The organism is Pseudoalteromonas sp. SWXJZ10B (genome assembly GCF_015864475.1).
In the GTDB taxonomy this organism is placed as follows: Bacteria; Pseudomonadota; Gammaproteobacteria; order Enterobacterales; family Alteromonadaceae; genus Pseudoalteromonas; species Pseudoalteromonas arctica.
This window is the reverse complement of the sequence record NZ_JADYXD010000003.1, coordinates 133,114-150,153: the sequence shown is the minus strand read 5'-3', so window position 1 is coordinate 150,153 and position 17,040 is coordinate 133,114. Positions and strand designations below refer to the sequence as shown.

General features: G+C 38.4%; 14 protein-coding genes and 1 tRNA gene. 7 read left to right on the top strand and 8 right to left on the bottom strand.

Annotated elements, in window-relative coordinates; genetic code table 11:
• Positions 1 to 2 precede the first annotated feature (2 nt).
• Positions 3 to 794, bottom strand: a complete 792-nt coding sequence (locus tag I6F54_RS04235) for an AraC family transcriptional regulator (protein ID WP_197139886.1) — start codon at positions 792 to 794, stop codon at positions 3 to 5.
• 106 nt (positions 795 to 900) lie between these two features.
• On the opposite strand from I6F54_RS04235, the gene I6F54_RS04230 reads away from it, so the two are divergent.
• Complete coding sequence (locus I6F54_RS04230; protein WP_165740952.1) at positions 901 to 2,097, top strand: MFS transporter; 1,197 nt, start codon at positions 901 to 903, stop codon at positions 2,095 to 2,097.
• On the opposite strand, the gene I6F54_RS04225 is transcribed toward I6F54_RS04230, so the two are convergent.
• The 3 genes from I6F54_RS04225 to I6F54_RS04215 all read right to left on the bottom strand — a co-directional run bounded on the left by I6F54_RS04225 (position 2,086) and on the right by I6F54_RS04215 (position 4,127).
• A complete protein-coding gene (locus I6F54_RS04225) occupies positions 2,086 to 2,307 on the bottom strand; it encodes a hypothetical protein (RefSeq protein ID WP_165727638.1) in 222 nt (73 codons plus the stop codon). The two genes, I6F54_RS04230 and I6F54_RS04225, sit on opposite strands and share 12 nt — an antisense overlap.
• A 111-nt stretch (positions 2,308 to 2,418) precedes the next feature.
• Positions 2,419 to 2,832 carry a GFA family protein gene (locus tag I6F54_RS04220; protein WP_007377055.1) on the bottom strand — a complete coding sequence of 138 codons (414 nt, stop codon included), beginning with the start codon at positions 2,830 to 2,832 and terminating at the stop codon, positions 2,419 to 2,421.
• A 305-nt stretch (positions 2,833 to 3,137) separates the two neighbouring features.
• On the bottom strand, positions 3,138 to 4,127 hold the full coding sequence (locus I6F54_RS04215) for a fatty acid desaturase (RefSeq protein WP_165727639.1): 990 nt from the start codon (positions 4,125 to 4,127) through the stop codon (positions 3,138 to 3,140).
• Between the two features lie 390 nt (positions 4,128 to 4,517).
• Here I6F54_RS04215 and I6F54_RS04210 point away from each other — a divergent pair.
• Positions 4,518 to 4,602: transfer RNA gene (locus I6F54_RS04210), tRNA-Leu, on the top strand.
• A 217-nt stretch (positions 4,603 to 4,819) separates the two neighbouring features.
• Here I6F54_RS04210 and I6F54_RS04205 read toward each other — a convergent pair.
• The 4 genes from I6F54_RS04205 to I6F54_RS04190 form a co-directional block, all read right to left on the bottom strand.
• Positions 4,820 to 5,293, bottom strand: coding sequence for a VOC family protein (locus tag I6F54_RS04205; RefSeq protein ID WP_197139884.1), 474 nt, complete (start codon positions 5,291 to 5,293; stop codon positions 4,820 to 4,822).
• A 100-nt stretch (positions 5,294 to 5,393) separates the two neighbouring features.
• The gene (locus I6F54_RS04200; protein ID WP_058154198.1) at positions 5,394 to 5,864 is read right to left on the bottom strand and encodes a GFA family protein; all 471 of its coding nucleotides are present in this window, start codon (positions 5,862 to 5,864) and stop codon (positions 5,394 to 5,396) included.
• 105 nt (positions 5,865 to 5,969) lie between these two features.
• Positions 5,970 to 8,042, bottom strand: coding sequence for a catalase (locus tag I6F54_RS04195; protein WP_197139881.1), 2,073 nt, complete (start codon positions 8,040 to 8,042; stop codon positions 5,970 to 5,972).
• A 242-nt stretch (positions 8,043 to 8,284) separates the two neighbouring features.
• Positions 8,285 to 9,118 (bottom strand): mechanosensitive ion channel family protein, encoded by an 834-nt coding sequence (locus I6F54_RS04190; RefSeq protein ID WP_010553100.1) that lies wholly within the window; start codon positions 9,116 to 9,118, stop codon positions 8,285 to 8,287.
• 370 nt (positions 9,119 to 9,488) lie between these two features.
• Between I6F54_RS04190 and I6F54_RS04185 the strand changes: the two genes are divergently transcribed.
• The 5 genes from I6F54_RS04185 (at position 9,489) to I6F54_RS04165 (ending at position 16,905) form a co-directional block, all read left to right on the top strand.
• Complete coding sequence (locus I6F54_RS04185; RefSeq protein ID WP_197139879.1) at positions 9,489 to 9,875, top strand: hypothetical protein; 387 nt, start codon at positions 9,489 to 9,491, stop codon at positions 9,873 to 9,875.
• A gap of 330 nt (positions 9,876 to 10,205) precedes the next feature.
• Positions 10,206 to 12,074 (top strand): bifunctional glutathionylspermidine amidase/synthase, encoded by a 1,869-nt coding sequence (gene gss / locus I6F54_RS04180; RefSeq protein ID WP_197139877.1) that lies wholly within the window; start codon positions 10,206 to 10,208, stop codon positions 12,072 to 12,074.
• Positions 12,075 to 12,210: 136 nt separating this feature from the next.
• Positions 12,211 to 12,579 carry a DUF2237 family protein gene (locus I6F54_RS04175; RefSeq protein ID WP_165727644.1) on the top strand — a complete coding sequence of 123 codons (369 nt, stop codon included), beginning with the start codon at positions 12,211 to 12,213 and terminating at the stop codon, positions 12,577 to 12,579.
• Positions 12,580 to 12,815: 236 nt separating this feature from the next.
• Entirely contained in the window at positions 12,816 to 13,340 is a 525-nt protein-coding gene (gene dps, locus I6F54_RS04170; RefSeq protein WP_010553097.1) for a DNA starvation/stationary phase protection protein Dps, read from the top strand.
• 625 nt (positions 13,341 to 13,965) lie between these two features.
• Entirely contained in the window at positions 13,966 to 16,905 is a 2,940-nt protein-coding gene (locus tag I6F54_RS04165; RefSeq protein WP_165727645.1) for a TonB-dependent receptor, read from the top strand.
• The last annotated feature ends 135 nt before the right edge of the window (positions 16,906 to 17,040 follow it).

The window sequence follows — 17,040 nt, the reverse complement described above, 5'->3', positions numbered from 1 at the left end:
AGCTAATTTAATTGATTTAAGTCGCTCATGTATTTCATGGGCGACTTTTTCATCACTTTTTTAAACATAGTAATAAATGCACTCACCGACTCATACCCTAGTAACTCCGACACCTGCTGCACACTTTGCTTATCAGAAAGCGCTTTTAGGGCTGTAATTATATGTAATTGCGTACGCCACTTTCCAAATGTCATACCGGTTTCTTTTTTAATTAACCGCGCTAATGTGCGCTCAGTTAATGCAAACTGCTTAGCCCATTGTGGTAGTGTTTTTCGATTGTTTGGCTTGTTTATAAGCTGATCGCTCATAGTTTGAATTACCTCGTTTTTAGATAATACAAAATCGAGTGGCTGTACGGGCATTTCAATAAGTTGATCAAACAACACCTGCGCTAAACGCGATGTTTTACTATTTAAAGTATAGTGCTGATTATGCCCAGCCAACTCACACATTAGCTCTTTAACCAGTGGCGTAATGGCTAACGTACAGGTATTTAGCGGCATACCGTTTTTACTACTATCTATAAATAAATGACAAAGCTTTGCGTTATCAGACGCCCTATTACTATGCACCTTTTGTCCTGGGATCCAAATTGCACTGTGCGTAGGCACCATCCACATTTTGGCTGACACTTCACACGTTACATAACCATGTAGCGCTAAAATTAACTGCCCTTTAGGATGGGTATGTAGTGGTATTTCGTGACTTGCATGGGCGTGCTCTATTTTGGCTATTATGGGCTGCGCCATAGTTTCAAAATTTTTAATGTCGTCCCAGCCAATTGCATCAAACATAGTTTTGTCTGTTTTTAGTTATTTAATGTCATTATCTCTAAATTATAGTTTTTGCTAAGCCTTTATACTAGCGCCCATTAAGTATTAGCTTTAATGGTCTTCCCTTTTGTTAAATAACACACCTAAATCACGCTTTGCTGGCATATTACTTGTGCTTGGCATATTACTTATTGCCGCAAATTTACGCGCCACATTTACAGGTATTGCACCTGTGCTTGAACAAATTATTAATCACTTTGGGCTTAGCGCATCGCAAGCTGGGTTTTTAACAACATTGCCACTCATTGCCTTTGCGGTTGTATCGCCAATGGCCGCAACTCTTGCTAAAAAGCAGGGGCTAGAGCGCACCTTGTTTGTGGCTTTGTTATTTATACTTGCAGGGGTTGCAGCGCGGGTAATAAATACCTCAGCCATGCTTTTTGTAGGCACCGCTATTATTGGTGTAGGTATTGCCATCGCAAACGTATTATTACCAAGTTTAATTAAGCGCGACTTTCCTGCAAAGGTTGCGTTAATGACCTCAGCCTACGTGCTTACTATGGGCGTGGTATCGGGTGGGTTTTCCACTTTGGTATTTCCGCTTAGTCAGTTAAACGGATTAGGATGGCAACTTGCGCTGGGCTCATCAGCTCTTATTACTCTGGCGAGTATTATTGTATGGATCTCGCAATTAAGTAAGCACACAAAACCCGCGAGTATTGCTCAACACACTGACACGTCAAAAAGTGTATGGCGCTATTTACTAGCATGGCAAATTACCTTGTTACTGGGTTTAAACTCTTTTTTAAATTATATAATTATTACGTGGTTGCCCAGCATATTAACCGAAGCAGGCCAAAGTGCTACGCAAGCGGGTGCTTATCATGGGGCTTTTCAAATTGCGACTGCATTGCCTGGTTTAATATTAATTCCGTTACTTGCCAAATTAAAAGATCAAAGCGCGCTTAGCTTTATTTTAGCTATGCTCAGTGCATTTAGTGCATTGGGGCTGCTTTACATGCCTAACTATGCCTTTGTGTGGACCTTAATGCTGGGTTTTTGCTCTGGAGCATGTTTTATATTGGGGTTGTCGTTTATTAGTTTACGAACCGATGATTCGCAACAAGCAGCGTCGCTTTCAGGTATGTCGCAAAGCGTAGGTTATTTACTCGCGGCTATTGGTCCTATGCTAGCTGGTGCATTACACACGACTACAGGAAGTTGGGCTGCGCCATTATGGCTGTGCGCTATTGCAGGCGTATTATGCGCGCTATGTGGCTTAGGTAGTGGTAAAAACACCACGTTAGCTAAATCAGTTAACTAGCTGTTGTAACCACGAAAAAAAACCAGATGCAGGCTTACCGCTAGTATGCTTTTGCTCGTAGCGTTTATTAGTTGCTTCACGCTGTTCACGGCGCTCTTGCGCTAAATTAGCCTTTGCAGCAAAACGCAAGCGCTGCTCTTGAGTAAGCTCATCATTAAAACTAATGGCTGTTTTTTTAACTGCTCGGCTGCTTTTAGGTGAACTACACATGTTATTCTCCAAATGACTGACTTATAAGTAGACAGTCATTTGGTAAAATAAATTTCAAACCGCTTACTAAAAAAGTGATTTTTGATCAGTATTACTAATAACTCCAACTAACTAGTTTTGTGGGGTTGTATCAAACGCAGGTACTTCGTGTAAGCCGCTCAACCAGCTCAATGTTGATTTAGCCCAAATTTGTGCTGTTGGCGTAAACTGATCACGCTGATCAACCGCACCAATACGCAAACCATATACACGGTCAGCTTTAGCTTCGTTAGTTGCATAAAGTGTTGTACCACATGTGCCGCAAAAACCTTGCGCACGCTTGTTACCACTTTGCGCTGTTTTAACAAACTCTTTTGGCTCACCTTGGGTAAATACTACCGAATTTGGCTCTGCAATTATAACGGCTCTAAATGGGCCGCTCGACATACGTTGGCAATCGCTACAATGGCAAACAAGTGCATTATTATTTTGAGACTTTGCTTGGTATTTAATTTCACCACAGTAACAGCTTCCAGTAATTTCCATTATTTAAATCCTTAATGCTTATGAAGATTGAATCGAGATATAAGACCGGCAGTATCGATTCATTATTTTTAAAATATAAAAAATTGCTCACCGGTTCATTTGTATGCTCGGCTAGATGTTTAATTCTTTAGAGTGATTTTTTCAAAGTTGAGCAAGTGCTACAAACATGATCCGATGTTTTAAATAAAACAGCAATACCACGTTAAGTTAATAGCGTAACGTGGTGCGTCTAAATTATTTTTTATATGTGTTTAGATCATAAAATAAGAATAGCAATGTAGAACCTCCCCTTATGTTGGGAGTAATTATTTAAATGCATTAGCATTTTTAATGCTGTCAAAATCGTTAAAGCGCACGTTGTGTTGCGCCATTACTTTAAGTATTTTTTCACTTAGCATTTGGCGTAAATAAAACGGCTGATTTGGCACAAAATGATGGATGGTATGCGTTTTACCAAAGTTAAAACAAAACAAGTGAAACGGCATAAATAAACGACTCGTTAGTACGTGTGTTTGTTCAAGCATATTATTAACGCCGCCATAGTAATGCATGCTTGAGGTAACAAAATTAAGCGAGCTTGAGCGAATAATATTAGGAACAATGAGCACAACCATTAAAAATTCGAACACATTCATTGTACTTAACAACCAGCTAGGCGAATTTAGCGAAAGTGGTATAAATAAATCAACAATATGAAATACAATAACGCTGTATAAAACAGCAAAATACGCAGTCGCTATCGGAAATCCCGCATTAAAAACACTCGAAAAACTAAAGCCATTAATTTCTTTTCTAAAACGTTTAGTAGAAATAACTAACCCTAATAACCCATCCATAATAACTAACGCACGTAAGAATGGGTTTTTAATACCGTTGCCCACCAAGCGCTCTTCTAAGTCTTGTTGTGTGCCTGAGGTTTTGTGATGGTGTAAATGCATTTTACGTCGGTACCACGGGCTAATAGTATTTGGCCGCATTAACCATACTGTTAGCATCATAAAATTATGCATAAATGGCTGGTTACTAAAGTATTGTTTATGTATAAGGTCGTGTTCTAACTCATGGGAAATAGATGCAGCAATAGCCGCAAGTACTATGCATACCCAAGCAGGTATGATGGCTAAATAATATAAAACACCAACACCAATTAGTGCGCTAAGCGATAGCAATAAAATAATTAACCCTAAGGTATTTTGATGTGCAAGTAACGGGTGCTTTTGACGAAGTGATGCTTCCTCTGCCTTAATTGCTTTAACAATCGATTGAATGTTCTGTTTGGCACTTAATTGAGTCATATATAATGTCTTAAAAACCTTGTTGTACAAATAATACCTGAATTAAGCGCAAAATCGGCATAAAGCAGGAATAATTATTGTAATACGGCTAACTATTATCAATAGTTCAATTGCTTATTTATTCAATCGCATAACAGTTTTATAGCACTCATAACCCAAAATATTCGCTTTATATATTAGCCAAAAAGACTTAAAAAAATTACCTATGGAGTATCCTTGCTATAAACGATTAATTATCAACCAGTTGTTTATGCAAATAAAAGAAAAGGCTTGCCGCCCCCTCTTTTATTTGTATAATGCGGATACAGAATAAGAGGTATATAAGTATCCTTTTTATTTTAAGTGGTTTTTCTTTATCTTTTTATGCTTAAAAGATTAAAGAAAAATTATGCCAGCGTGATGAAATTGGTAGACATGGGGGATTCAAAATCCCCTTCCGAAAGGAGTGCCGGTTCGAGTCCGGCCGCTGGTACCACTTTTTGAACCTCAGCTAATTATTAGCTGAGGTTTTTTTATACCTAAAACTTAACTAGTAATTTATACTAATTCGCTTAATTAAGTGAGCTACGTTTAGGCAGAAAACGGTTTCGATAACAAGATAAAACCTAGATGAGTTGAAGCAAAAGCTACAAACCTTTCATTAAAGCCGTCAACGTAATTAGGAAGGTACATAAATCTAATAAGCACGCTAGTTATGCGTCTTGCTCTTGATTTGTTATATCCCCAATTCGACTACTTAACTCTTCGTCACTAACATCTTCTTTGTGTGTACCAATGATCCATATATGACCAAATGGGTCTCGTAGTGTGCCGGTCCTATCACCATAAAACTGGTCATGTAAGGGTCTTATTAGTGTTGCACCTAGATCAATTGCTTTTTTAAATACGGTATCAACATCTTCAACATAAAGCATAAGGCTTAGCGCAGTACCACCGAGTTCTTTTGGGCTTTTTAAATGCTCTTCAGAACCATTATCTGAAAGCATAATATGCGAATCACCAATTATTATTTCTGCATGGGCTATTCCACCATCAGGTAAAGGCATTTGCATTACGTGTTCAGCACTAAATGCATCACAATAAAAATCTATCGCTTTTTGTGCGTCATTCATAATTAAATATGGTGTAACTGAATGAAACCCTTTTGGTATTGCTGAGACTGCCATAATATTCTCCTTTACTTACGCGGTGATTTTTAATATTTAATAAACTAAATATGCGTTTAATTGCCCCTAAATTTAAGCTTAGCTCATACAAAAAATTGCGTTACTTTTCGAGGTTTAAACGCTTATGCCAAGCAGCAATACTTTCATCAGGGTATTCTTCAAATTGCTTGTCACCTTCATTAATGGGCGCATTTACCCAATTTGCTTTACTACCAAGCATTAAATGAGTGCGCTCTGGCGGTATGGGTAACTCACTATCTATTGCACCAGCAAAGGGGTGAACTTGCTCAGGCCAACGTGCATCGTATAACCACAAGTTAGCACTACAATGCTTACAAAAATGACGCTCTGCAGGGCTGATTTTATCGCCTATTTTTGCATGATAAATAGTTATGTGTTCACGCCCTGTAACCTCAAGCGTGCTGTATTGCGCGTTTAAATTAATAACAAACCCGCCGCTCCCTGCGGTTTTACGGCATATAGAGCAGTAACATAAATTGTAAGGATAAGGGTGTTTTGAGTTGACCGTAAATACCACTTTGCCACAGTGACAAGCCCCATTAAGCTTCATAATATATCCAATTTTTTTATTGTTGGCTTGAACTAATACCTTAACTAGGTGAGCTTAAAAAAACCACAACAATTACATGCTGTGGTTTTTTAATTATTGAGCTTACTAACGTTTCCAATATCTTAAATTACGTAATGTATTTATAAATTTATCGGCAGAGTGTGCCTCTAAATCAATCCAGCCATCATCTGCTTTATCATCGAGCCCTGCGGCTTTAAATAATGGCTTAGCCTCACTTGTAAAACCTATGTATTTCATATGTGCATACGCATCACTTACAAAGTCTTTAGCTTCTGCAATAGCAGCTAGTTTTTCGGCTCCCTCTTCAGTGGTGAGTACAAGTACCGCATCGTATAAAACCGATGGACCACCATTAATAACCTGATCAGCTTTAAAGTGCTTACCTTTACTGCATTTAGCACCGCCAACTTGTGGGGCAATAATTTCAGAGTTTGCGCCTTCACTTTTAAGTGCATTGGTAACCGATTCAAAGATGTCTGCATTAAAGCCATCACTTACTAAAATACCTAATTTACGGCCTTTGAAGGTGTTGGGCGCATTTTTCAAAATACTTAACGCATCAGATACAGGTAAGTCTTTACGTGTTGGCATAGCAGCTTCAGCTGGGTCTGGCATTTCTTGCAAGCCAAGTCCTTCGGCAACTTTATCTGAGAGGGTTTCGTCAATATTTAACAAGTGCGATACCAAACGTTCTCGTATTGGTAAATGCTCAACTTTAGACAGCTCAAACACGTACGCAGATTGAATATGCGCCTGCTCTACCTCTGTTTGACTTAAATAAAATTGACGGGCTTGACTGTAATGATCGCTGAATGTTTCTGAGCGATAACGCAGTTTATCACCGCCGCTTACTTCAGGTTCCTTTGAGCTTTTAAAGCCATGTACTGGGCATTCGCGCGGGTTGTTTTCGTCGCCGCTCCATGAGTTTGGCTCATAATTAACACGCCCTTTTGGATTGTGCATTGCCATGTGGCCATCTTGCTGAAAATGACGCATTGGACATTTAGGCGCATTGACCGGAATATGCGTAAAGTTAGGACCACCTAAACGCTTAGTTTGAGTATCTAAGTATGAAAAGTTACGACCTTGCAGTAGCGGGTCGGGTGTAAAGTCGAGCCCCGGTACAATGTTTTGAGTACAAAATGCTACTTGCTCTGTTTCTGCAAAAAAGTTGTCTACAACACGGTCAAGCACCATACGGCCAACAATTTGCACTGGTACTTGCTCTTCAGGTATAAGCTTAGTGGCATCGAATACATCAAATTCAAATTCATCAGCAAATTGCTGATCAAACACCTGTACACCTAGCTCCCACTCAGGGAAGTCGCCATTACCAATAGATTCCCACATATCTCTGCGATGAAAATCAGGGTCTGCGCCATTTAGCTTAAGTGCTTCGTTCCATACTACAGATTGCATGCCGCCTTTTGGTTTCCAATGAAATTTAACAAATTTCTCTTCACCTTTGGCATTAATAAATTTAAAGGTATGAACACCAAAACCTTCCATAAAGCGTAAAGAGCGCGGAATAGCTCTATCAGACATTGCCCACATAACCATGTGCATTGACTCAGGCGATAAGCTCACAAAATCCCAAAAGTTATCATGTGCTGTTTGCGCTTGCGGAAAACCTCGGTCGGGCTCGGCTTTAGCTGAATGAACTAAGTCTGGAAACTTCATCGCATCTTGAATAAAGAAAACCGGTATATTGTTTCCCACTAAATCCCAGTTTCCTTCTTGGGTATAAAATTTTACCGCAAAACCACGTACATCACGTGCTAAATCTGGAGACCCTTTATTACCTGCAACTGTAGAGAAACGAGTAAATACTGGGGTTTTTTCACCTTTTCGCTGAAAAATATCTGCACAGGTTAAATCTTCAAGCGTGTCGTAATTTTCAAAGTACCCATGTGCCCCGTAACCTCGTGCATGCACTACTCGCTCAGGAATGCGTTCGTGATCAAAGTGAAAGATCTTCTCGCGCATTATGTGATCTTCTAATAATCCTGGGCCACGCTTTCCTGCACGTAATGAGTTTTGATCGTCACTTACAGGGCAGCCCTGCGCGGTGGTCATGGTAGGGTGTTCATCCGACGCTTTTTGATGCAATTCACCGCCATGCCCTTTATTACCTGAGTATTTAAATGATTCAGCCATGTTTAGTCCTTCATACAGTTTGATTTAATGGGTCAATAGTTTTTATGAGCTTTAAAGCTAAAAGCGACTATGCAAATGCAAAATAAAGACCAGCCATCCAACCTAGTAAAAAAGGGCTGTACAGATAACAATGTAGTATTTGAAGTGGTTTATAAAAGAAAAGGTTACACAGGTATGTAACTTTTTCACACAAAAAAAGAGCACTTAAAAGTGCCCTTAGGTTTAAATCGTTTTAAATTTAGTTAATCTTTGCTTTCGTTAACTAAAATAACTTTACGATGTGGGAAAGGTATTTCGATGTTGTTTTCATCCAGTGCTTTTTTAATTAACTCTGGCACCGTGTAAAGAATATCGAAGTAATGCTCGCCCTTACAAAAAGGTCTTACTAAAAAGTCTACTGAGCTGTTGTTAAGAGTTTCTACTTCAACAAAAGGAGCTGGATCTTTTAGTATGTGTGGGTGCGCTGCAAGTACGGCATCTATAACTTTACGTACAGCCGTTGTATCTTCACCGTAAGCAACACCAAAATGCATATCCACACCACGAATTGGATGATGTGAATGGTTTATAATTTGCGCGCCCCAAATTTGACTATTTGGAATAATAACCTGTTGGTTATCGAACGTTTGTAAAATAGTAGTAAACATATCTACTTCTGTTACTTTACCAAAACGCCCTGCGGCCTCAATAAAGTCATTCACTTTATAAGGTCTGAAAACAAGTAGCATAACGCCTGCGGCAAGGTTCGACATTGCACCTTGTAACGCCAAGCCTATAGCAAGTCCCGCAGCACCTAGCAAAGCAATAATAGAGGCCGTTTGTACACCAAAGCGATTTAACACAGCAATAATAACGAACGCTAATATGATGTAGCGAGCCATACTGCCTAAAAAGCGAAAAAGCGTATCATCAAGATGAGTGTATTTATGGCATAAGCCAATAATTAAATTGCGTACTTTGCCTGCCAGCCATAAGCCCGCAAGTAAGATTGCAATCGCTAGTAATATGTTGGTTGCCCACGTAATTGCAGCGGGTAAATATTGATTTATATCAATGTTGTTTATTATGTCTTCCATTGTTTTTCCTGTTTTAAAAACTTTTAACTGACTTCAATCCATACCAAGCGCAATAGTTTAACAAAAAATTAACTAAAGTACGACTATAGGAGTAATTTAAAACATAAAGAAAGAGCGTTCCCTCAAAACATGTCATCGCTCACGTAAATCTTTCAACACATAATTTTGCTTTAACCCTTGGTCTATAGCTTAAATAATTAAACTTTAACTAGTTCATAAATAAAGCTAATACCCGAGATAAATCTCGGTTAACTCTCTTAATTTTCTAATTACTGCTGGCACTCATCTATAAATTTACCGATAATCTCACCTAAGCGCGCATATATTGGCGAGACAACACAATTGGATGAAATTAAAACAAAGGATTATTATGAAAAAGTACTCAATTTTACTTACAGCGGCAGCACTTACTGTACTTGCTGGTTGTTCAACATCTGTTGCAGTAAGAGACTTTGAACAAAACCCTATTCCACAAACATCAACAATTACCAACAGTGAAGCTGACGTAGAAAAAGGTATTCTAAAGGCATGTATTCAGCTTGGTTGGAAGTGTACGCCTATGAGTGAAGGTAAAATAAAAGGTGTACTGGATATTCGAACACACCAATTAACTGTCGATATTGCGTATAACAAAACGGAATACTCAATCAACTATAAAGACTCTATTAACTTAAACTACAACGGCAAAAAAATTCACCGCCAATATGTTAATTGGGTATCAAACCTAATACGCCATATAGATGCTGAAATGATTTAGCAGCGCGTTAACCTGCTTTACATATTATAAAAATCACTAAATATGAATAATAAAAGTGGAGAAGTTACCTATAGCTTCTCCATTTTTTAATTGAGATTTAAACAGTAATAATTACGCCAAAAATATTAATAAATTTCAAGCAGTTACAAGTAAAAAAACACCAAACCTAACACTATTAATAAAAGTACTCTCCCGTATTTTCACTCTTTAATGAATGAGTGATTTTTTACTTATCCCCCTTCGTAAAAACATATTTTATATCTTGCTATAACGCAGTTTCGCTCATATAGTCAGCAAATTATCACACCTTTATTTTGAACATCTTTGTTTATGAAATCTTCTGCTCCTGCTAGTGATTTTGGTACCTTATTAGGTTATGCACCTGGTAATGTTGCTGTGTATTCATCTGATTATGATACGGCTGACGAAAGCATTTATCCTAATCGTAGCGCCTATCGTAGTTACCTTGATGGCATTTACATGGGCTATAAATGGCAATGCGTTGAGTTTGCACGTCGATGGATGTATCTCAACCATAGCTATATTTTTGATGATATTGCTATGGCTTACGATATTTTTGAGCTGCGTTCAGTGCGCGATGTAAATAGCCAAAACAGATTGCCACTAAACGCGTTTAAAAATGGTGCAAAACATCATCCTCAAGTAGGTAGCTTACTTATATGGGAAGAAGGCGGCGAGTTTGAAGAAACAGGCCATGTTGCTGTCGTTGTTGAAGTGCACGAAGATAAAATACGCCTTGCTGAGCAAAATGTAGGACATCAAATATGGCCAAAAGATCAAAGCTGGTGCCGTGAACTAAAAGCAAAAGTAACTAAAGATGGCGACTATTGGATTGAGTGCTCTTACAGCGACGCCACTATTTTAGGCTGGATGACACAAACTGATGAAACAGAATATGCTGAGCCAACGTCTGAGCTAAACACTGATTTATTTATTATAGAAGCCCATAAAGCAGTAGATACAGGCCAAGCAAACAAGTCATGGTTAAATATTGCGAATGACGATGAAGCTGCCTACGTAGAAATGATGCAAGGCCATAAACTTACATCAGTAGCTGCGGATCAACATAATTACTTTGCGATATCTCAAACGGCGCAGCAAAGCATTGAGCATGCAACAAATGAGCTGCATGGCTTATTTATGCATGCAACCGACTATGTACTACAGCACCCTGAGTTATTAAAAAAGTTTAATTTACCCGATGTTGTGCTTAATAAAATTCGCCAATCGTGGGATAACCGCTTAAACCAATTAATTACCAGTCGGCTTGACTTTGCTTTAACAGCAGCCGGTTTAAAAGTTTACGAATACAATTGCGATTCGGCATCGTGTTATATGGAAAGCGGCAAAGTTCAGGGTAAATGGGCAAAACACTTTGGTGTTAAAACAGGTGTAGATGCAGGCCAAAATTTATTTAAAGATCTCGTAAAAGCATGGCGTAAAAGTGAGGTGAAAGGTCTTGTTCATATTCTGCAAGATGATGAACCAGAAGAGCATTACCACGCATTATTTATGAAAGAAGCCATTGAAGCCGCGGGCTTTGAGTGTAAGTTAGTAATTGGCTTAAGCACACTTCGCTGGAATGAATCAGGCAACATAGTAGATGAAGACGGCGCACAACTGAGTTACGTGTGGAAAACGTGGTCGTGGGAAACCGCACTTGATCAAATTCGTGAAGAATGTGAAGCCGACCAATCATTAGGTGATAACTTTGAACCACAATTCAAAATTGGTGAAACGCCACGCTTAGTCGATGTACTGCTGCGTAAAAACGTCATGGTATTTGAACCGCTGTGGACATTGATCCCAAGTAACAAGGCTATTTTACCAATACTGTGGAGTTTATTCCCTAATCATAAATATTTACTTAATACCGCGTTTGAACTTAACGACGAGTTATTACAAACCGGTTATGTAGTTAAACCAATAGTAGGACGTTGTGGTGCTAATATTCAACTTGTTGATGAACAGCAGCAAGTTATAGAAAAAACAATGGGGCACTTTGCCGAGCAAGACCAAATATACCAACAACTATTTGCACTGCCTAAAGTAGATGACTACTTTGTACAAATATGTAGTTTTACAGCCGCCGGAAAATACTCTGGTGGTGGCGTACGTGTTGATAAAAGCATGATCATAAACGGCCATAGCGATTGTATGGCACTGCGTATTAAATAAATAATACTAAGCCCGCAATTTTGCTGCGGGCTTAAGTTTGTGTAGACCCCCTTTCCTCTTTTAAGTTTTATAGCTATCTCAAGCGAGTTACTCCTGATAGAGTAAATTTATTAAACACCACAAATTAAGGTATTTCATGGCGAATCAATTTAATGTACTTGGCACACGTTTAAAACTATGTTGCGGTAATGGTGGCTACACACGTGAAGGATTTTGTTATGTACCAGAATCAGATCTTGGCAATCACAGTGTGTGTGCAATTATGACTGATGAGTTTTTACAGTTTTCAAAATCACAAGGTAACGATTTAATAAGCCCGAACCCTCTTTACGATTTCGAAGGTTTAAAAGCCGGTGATAAATGGTGCTTGTGTGCAGTAAGATGGCTTCATGCTATTGCAGCGAGCGTAGCGCCACCAGTGGTACTTGAAGCCACAAATAAAAAATCATTAGAAATAGTGCCGCTCGATGTTTTAAAAGCGCACGAATATATAGCCAAAGTTTAAATACACTTAAGCGTTATTAAATTAAAGTCTGCAGATTTTACAAATGTATGCAGGCTTTTCAAAAATTCAATCATCCCTCCAGCCTCTAAAATCTTAAATAAAAACATAACCCCATGTTTTTAAATCACTTTTGAAAGTAATCAACTTACGGCATAACAGTTGCTTCATTAAGTTTAAGTCATGCTCATAACGCAACATATTATATGAGCAACACATTACTTAATGTAGGAGAAATTATGAGTAACAATAACGAATCAAACAAAACAACTAAATTTACCGCGCCAGGTATGAGTGACGAATCAGCTCAAAAAACAATAGCTACGCTAGATAACCGCATGGTTGCATTGATAGATTTACAGCTTACTTTAAAGCATATTCACTGGAACGTAGTGGGACCTAACTTTATTGGCGTACACGAAATGATAGACCCACAAGTAGACATTGTGCGCGAAATGACAGATACAATTGCAGAGCGAATTGCGACTCTTGGTGGAGTGCCCGTTGGTACGCCTAAATCAATTGTAGATCGTCGTACATGGAACGAATACTCAGTAGGTAAAGGTTTAGTAACCGAGCATTTAGCCGCACTTGATAAAGTATACAACGGCGTTAATGGCGATCACCGCAAAGCAATTGAGACTCTTTCTGAATTAGATCCGGTGTCTGAAGATATGATCACCAGCCAACTAGCTGACCTAGAGCAATTTCAGTGGTTTATTAGAGCCCATTTAGAATCATCTACAGGCGAGTTAAAAAGCTAATATATTTAATCTAAGAAAGCCCAGCATTAATATGCTGGGCTTTTTTTTTGCGTAAAAATCACTCTATTTATAATCATATATAGATATGTATCAGTAAGCTCTAATACAAAATTCATATAAAAACAATAGAAAATTGGTATTACCAAAACAAATAACCAAAATAAAATTTAATGATTTTATACTCCTTACTATTTCGCAAATTTATAAGCCATACCCAACCTTTAATGAACATCTCATTATTTTAACATCACTTAAAAAACAAACTAAATACGTATAAAAGTACGGCATAAAATTTAAAAAAAGCACTAAAAAGTGTATTTAATAGTACAAATAATATAAAAAAACGTCTTTGGTAAACATACTTCAATAAAATTCATTCAAAATATAAAAAATAAAAACACATCATAAGCCATTAAATTTATTAAATATAAGCAAAATAAAAGAACGTTTTGTAATACACCTTGTGAATTTTTGGTAAACAAAGGTTGTAATAAAAGCTGAATTGGACTAATTTCAACCATACCACCTGTATGACACACTACAGGGAAACAGCAGTTAAATTGGTTAACCAAACCAAGTAACAACACACACAATGACGTAAGTCGTACCCAAACGGGAGAGATACATGAAACTCAATCAAATTACTTCAACATTAATTAATAAACATAAAAGAAGTAGCTCTACAACAATCAGTGCAGCAGCCCTTTTATTAATGGCTTCTTCTACTATTGCAGCGCAAGAGGCTCCGGCAGCTTCAGAAACGGCAGCTGCAGATATTGAAGTTATTGAAGTAAAAGGCATGCTAGGTAGTATGAAAGCCGCCGCTATGCTTAAGCGTACTGACGGACGTATTGTAGATGCGATTGTTGCTGAAGACATTGGTAAGTTACCTGATAATAATATTGCAGAAGCACTGCAACGTATTACTGGTGTATCTATTAATACCGATTTTGGTGTGGGTGACAGTGTTTCGATTCGTGGCTTACCTCAAAACCGTGTTGAATTAAACGGTCGCTCTACTATTGGCGACTCTCGTGACGGTATTAGCTTACAAGATTACCCATCAAGTTTCTTAAAAACAGTAGAAGTAGTTAAATCTCCTACTGCCGATATGATTGAAGGTGCATTAGGCGGAACAGTTAGCTTAAAAACAGTTCGCCCATTAGAGTTAGATAAACTAACTGGCGCAGTTTCATTAGATGGTGAATATGCAGATAAAACAGAAAAAGTAGCACCTATTTTTAGTGGTTCACTTGGTAACAACTGGGACTTTGACGAAATGGGTACCTTTGGTGCCATTGCTATGTTTTCGTATCAAGATCGTGAAATTCGTCAAGATGAAACGTCTAGCCGTGTTAAACCTCAAGACATTGATATTAATGGCCAAGAAGGTAATACACCAAGTGGCAACGCTATCGTACGAGACGAGCACAGTGTTGAGCAATATGTAGAACAACGTAAACGTACTGCTGTAAATTTATCACTTCAGTGGGCACCGCAATCTGGTAATGGCATGGTGTATCTTGATTTAAGTGGCACTAAACGCTCTGGTGAGCAAAGTGGTAACTCTATATTAGGTGTTGCAGGTTCACTATCAACAGATGCAAATACAACTCAAGATGCTAACGGCGTAAATAATTACACGCTAACAAACGAATTTGGTATCCCTAAAACATACAGTGACTTTCGTGAAACTGACTCGTTTTCAAATGCACTTGGTGCAGAGTGGAACCTTACTGACAGTATAAAAATCTCTGGCGAAATTGCAGTAGCATCATCAGAAAGCGTAAGACCTGATTCTGAATTTACACTTCGCCCAATCGAAAAATCAACATTTGAAGCAAGTGGCGGAACTCAGCTAACAAATCATTTATATGATGGTGCATTTTCTCAAGACGGTAATAAATTACCAAGCATCATTCATTCAGATCCTAATGCATTTACTGACCCACAAAACTTAGCACTTCGTACGTTTAAAAGTGAAGATAGAAGAACAGACAATGACGAAACAGCTATTCGTTTTGATGTTGAAATGTTTGAACCTCTCAGCAGCTTAAGCTGGGTGTCTAAAGTAAAAGCAGGTGTACGTGTTACTAACCGCGATTACGAATATGAGCAATACAAAGTAGAAATTAAAGACATTTACAAAAATGCATTTAACGACTCAGATGGTTCATTAGCTACTTTATGGGTTGATGACTACAACGCTGCTTTTTCAAATAGCTTCACAACAGTTAGCCACGACAACTCTTTTGACCAATTAGGTAATTCTGGTCAAAACGACCTACTAACGTTTTTAAGCTACAACGGTTTATCTAACCCTGCAAATACTTACGCTCAACTTCAGCAGTTACTTGCAGGTACTAACCTAGCGTCAACGGGGAGTCTTTCAGATAACCAAGAGTTCCAAGAAAGCGCATACCGTAACGTAGTTGAAGATACAGCAGCTGTGTATATATCAGCGTACTTAGACTTTGATAACATCACTGCGATTGTGGGTGGTCGTTATGTGACTACAGATTTAGAATCAAGCGTATTTCTTAATGGCGAAAAAGTAACTGGCGACAATGACTACAGCGACTTTTTACCAAGCTTAAACGTTACGTATAACTACTCAGACGAAACATTATTCCGCTTTGCTGCTGCAAAAGTTATGCGCCGCGCTGACTTTAGCGAGCTAAGCCCTGCATTTGACGTTAATAACGATATTACGGGTGCAACGCAAGGATCTATTGATTTAGAACCATACCGTGCAACGCAGTACGACTTATCAGTAGAGCATTACTTTGATGAAGGTAACGTACTATCTTTCGCTGTATTTTATAAAGATGTTGAGTCTTTCTTAAGTAACGAAAGCAGCTGTCAGGCTTCTTCAAGCACTTCAACTGGTCAAAACGTAACGCAGTGGAACCAAGTATGTCAGCTTGACGTTGCAGGTGTTTCACAAGACAACCTAGTATACTCTGACGCAACTGATTTCCCTGTAGATGCAGATGGCTTTAACCATGTTGCAGGTCTGCGTGACGCAGGACTAACGGGTATCGATACAGTTAAAAATGTAAATGGTGAAAACGGCTCAGTACAAGGTTTTGAAGTGGGTTACCAACAGTTCTTTACAAGCTTACCTGGTGCATTTTCTGGCTTAGGTGTTAATGCAAACTACACGTATGCAGACAGCGAACAACCAAACGGCAACCCACTATTAGATATTTCTAAAAATACATATAACTTACAAGTATTTTGGGAATACGAAGGGTTCTCTACTCGTATCGCTTATAACTACCGTGACAGTTTCTTAGATACTGAAAACGAAAAACGCGTAGAAAATATTAACTCAGATGGCAGTATTTCAGCAGAAGGCACTGTTTACGGTAATAACTACCGTGACGACAGAGGCCAGTTAGATTTCTCTGCAAGCTGGGATATTAACGAAAATATTACGCTAGTAGGTAATGCGACTAACTTAACGGGTGAGCCTTCAATCTACCTATCTGAACTAGGTGGTGCTTGGAAGTACACTGAAGCGGATCGTCGTTACAGCTTTGGTATTCGCGCTAAATTTTAATTTTCCCTGGAAACTAAAGCCTGCTTTATGCAGGCTTTTTTACGTCTATAAAAAAGTGGCTTTATATTATACAACCTTATTAAAAACATGATTATTCTACCGAGTTAAATAACCCTCCATCGCTATAGTAAATAA

What these genes read in the sequence shown, in the direction of transcription:
- I6F54_RS04235 (WP_197139886.1), bottom strand. Translation starts at nt 794, where the DNA reads ATGTTTGATGCAATTGGCTGGGACGACATTAAAAATTTTGAAACTATG.
- I6F54_RS04225 (WP_165727638.1), bottom strand. Translation starts at nt 2,307, where the DNA reads ATGTGTAGTTCACCTAAAAGCAGCCGAGCAGTTAAAAAAACAGCCATT.
- I6F54_RS04220 (WP_007377055.1), bottom strand. Translation starts at nt 2,832, where the DNA reads ATGGAAATTACTGGAAGCTGTTACTGTGGTGAAATTAAATACCAAGCA.
- I6F54_RS04215 (WP_165727639.1), bottom strand. Translation starts at nt 4,127, where the DNA reads ATGACTCAATTAAGTGCCAAACAGAACATTCAATCGATTGTTAAAGCA.
- I6F54_RS04205 (WP_197139884.1), bottom strand. Translation starts at nt 5,293, where the DNA reads ATGGCAGTCTCAGCAATACCAAAAGGGTTTCATTCAGTTACACCATAT.
- I6F54_RS04200 (WP_058154198.1), bottom strand. Translation starts at nt 5,864, where the DNA reads ATGAAGCTTAATGGGGCTTGTCACTGTGGCAAAGTGGTATTTACGGTC.
- I6F54_RS04195 (WP_197139881.1), bottom strand. Translation starts at nt 8,042, where the DNA reads ATGGCTGAATCATTTAAATACTCAGGTAATAAAGGGCATGGCGGTGAA.
- I6F54_RS04190 (WP_010553100.1), bottom strand. Translation starts at nt 9,118, where the DNA reads ATGGAAGACATAATAAACAACATTGATATAAATCAATATTTACCCGCT.
- I6F54_RS04185 (WP_197139879.1), top strand. Translation starts at nt 9,489, where the DNA reads ATGAAAAAGTACTCAATTTTACTTACAGCGGCAGCACTTACTGTACTT.
- gss (WP_197139877.1), top strand. Translation starts at nt 10,206, where the DNA reads ATGAAATCTTCTGCTCCTGCTAGTGATTTTGGTACCTTATTAGGTTAT.
- I6F54_RS04175 (WP_165727644.1), top strand. Translation starts at nt 12,211, where the DNA reads ATGGCGAATCAATTTAATGTACTTGGCACACGTTTAAAACTATGTTGC.
- dps (WP_010553097.1), top strand. Translation starts at nt 12,816, where the DNA reads ATGAGTAACAATAACGAATCAAACAAAACAACTAAATTTACCGCGCCA.
- I6F54_RS04165 (WP_165727645.1), top strand. Translation starts at nt 13,966, where the DNA reads ATGAAACTCAATCAAATTACTTCAACATTAATTAATAAACATAAAAGA.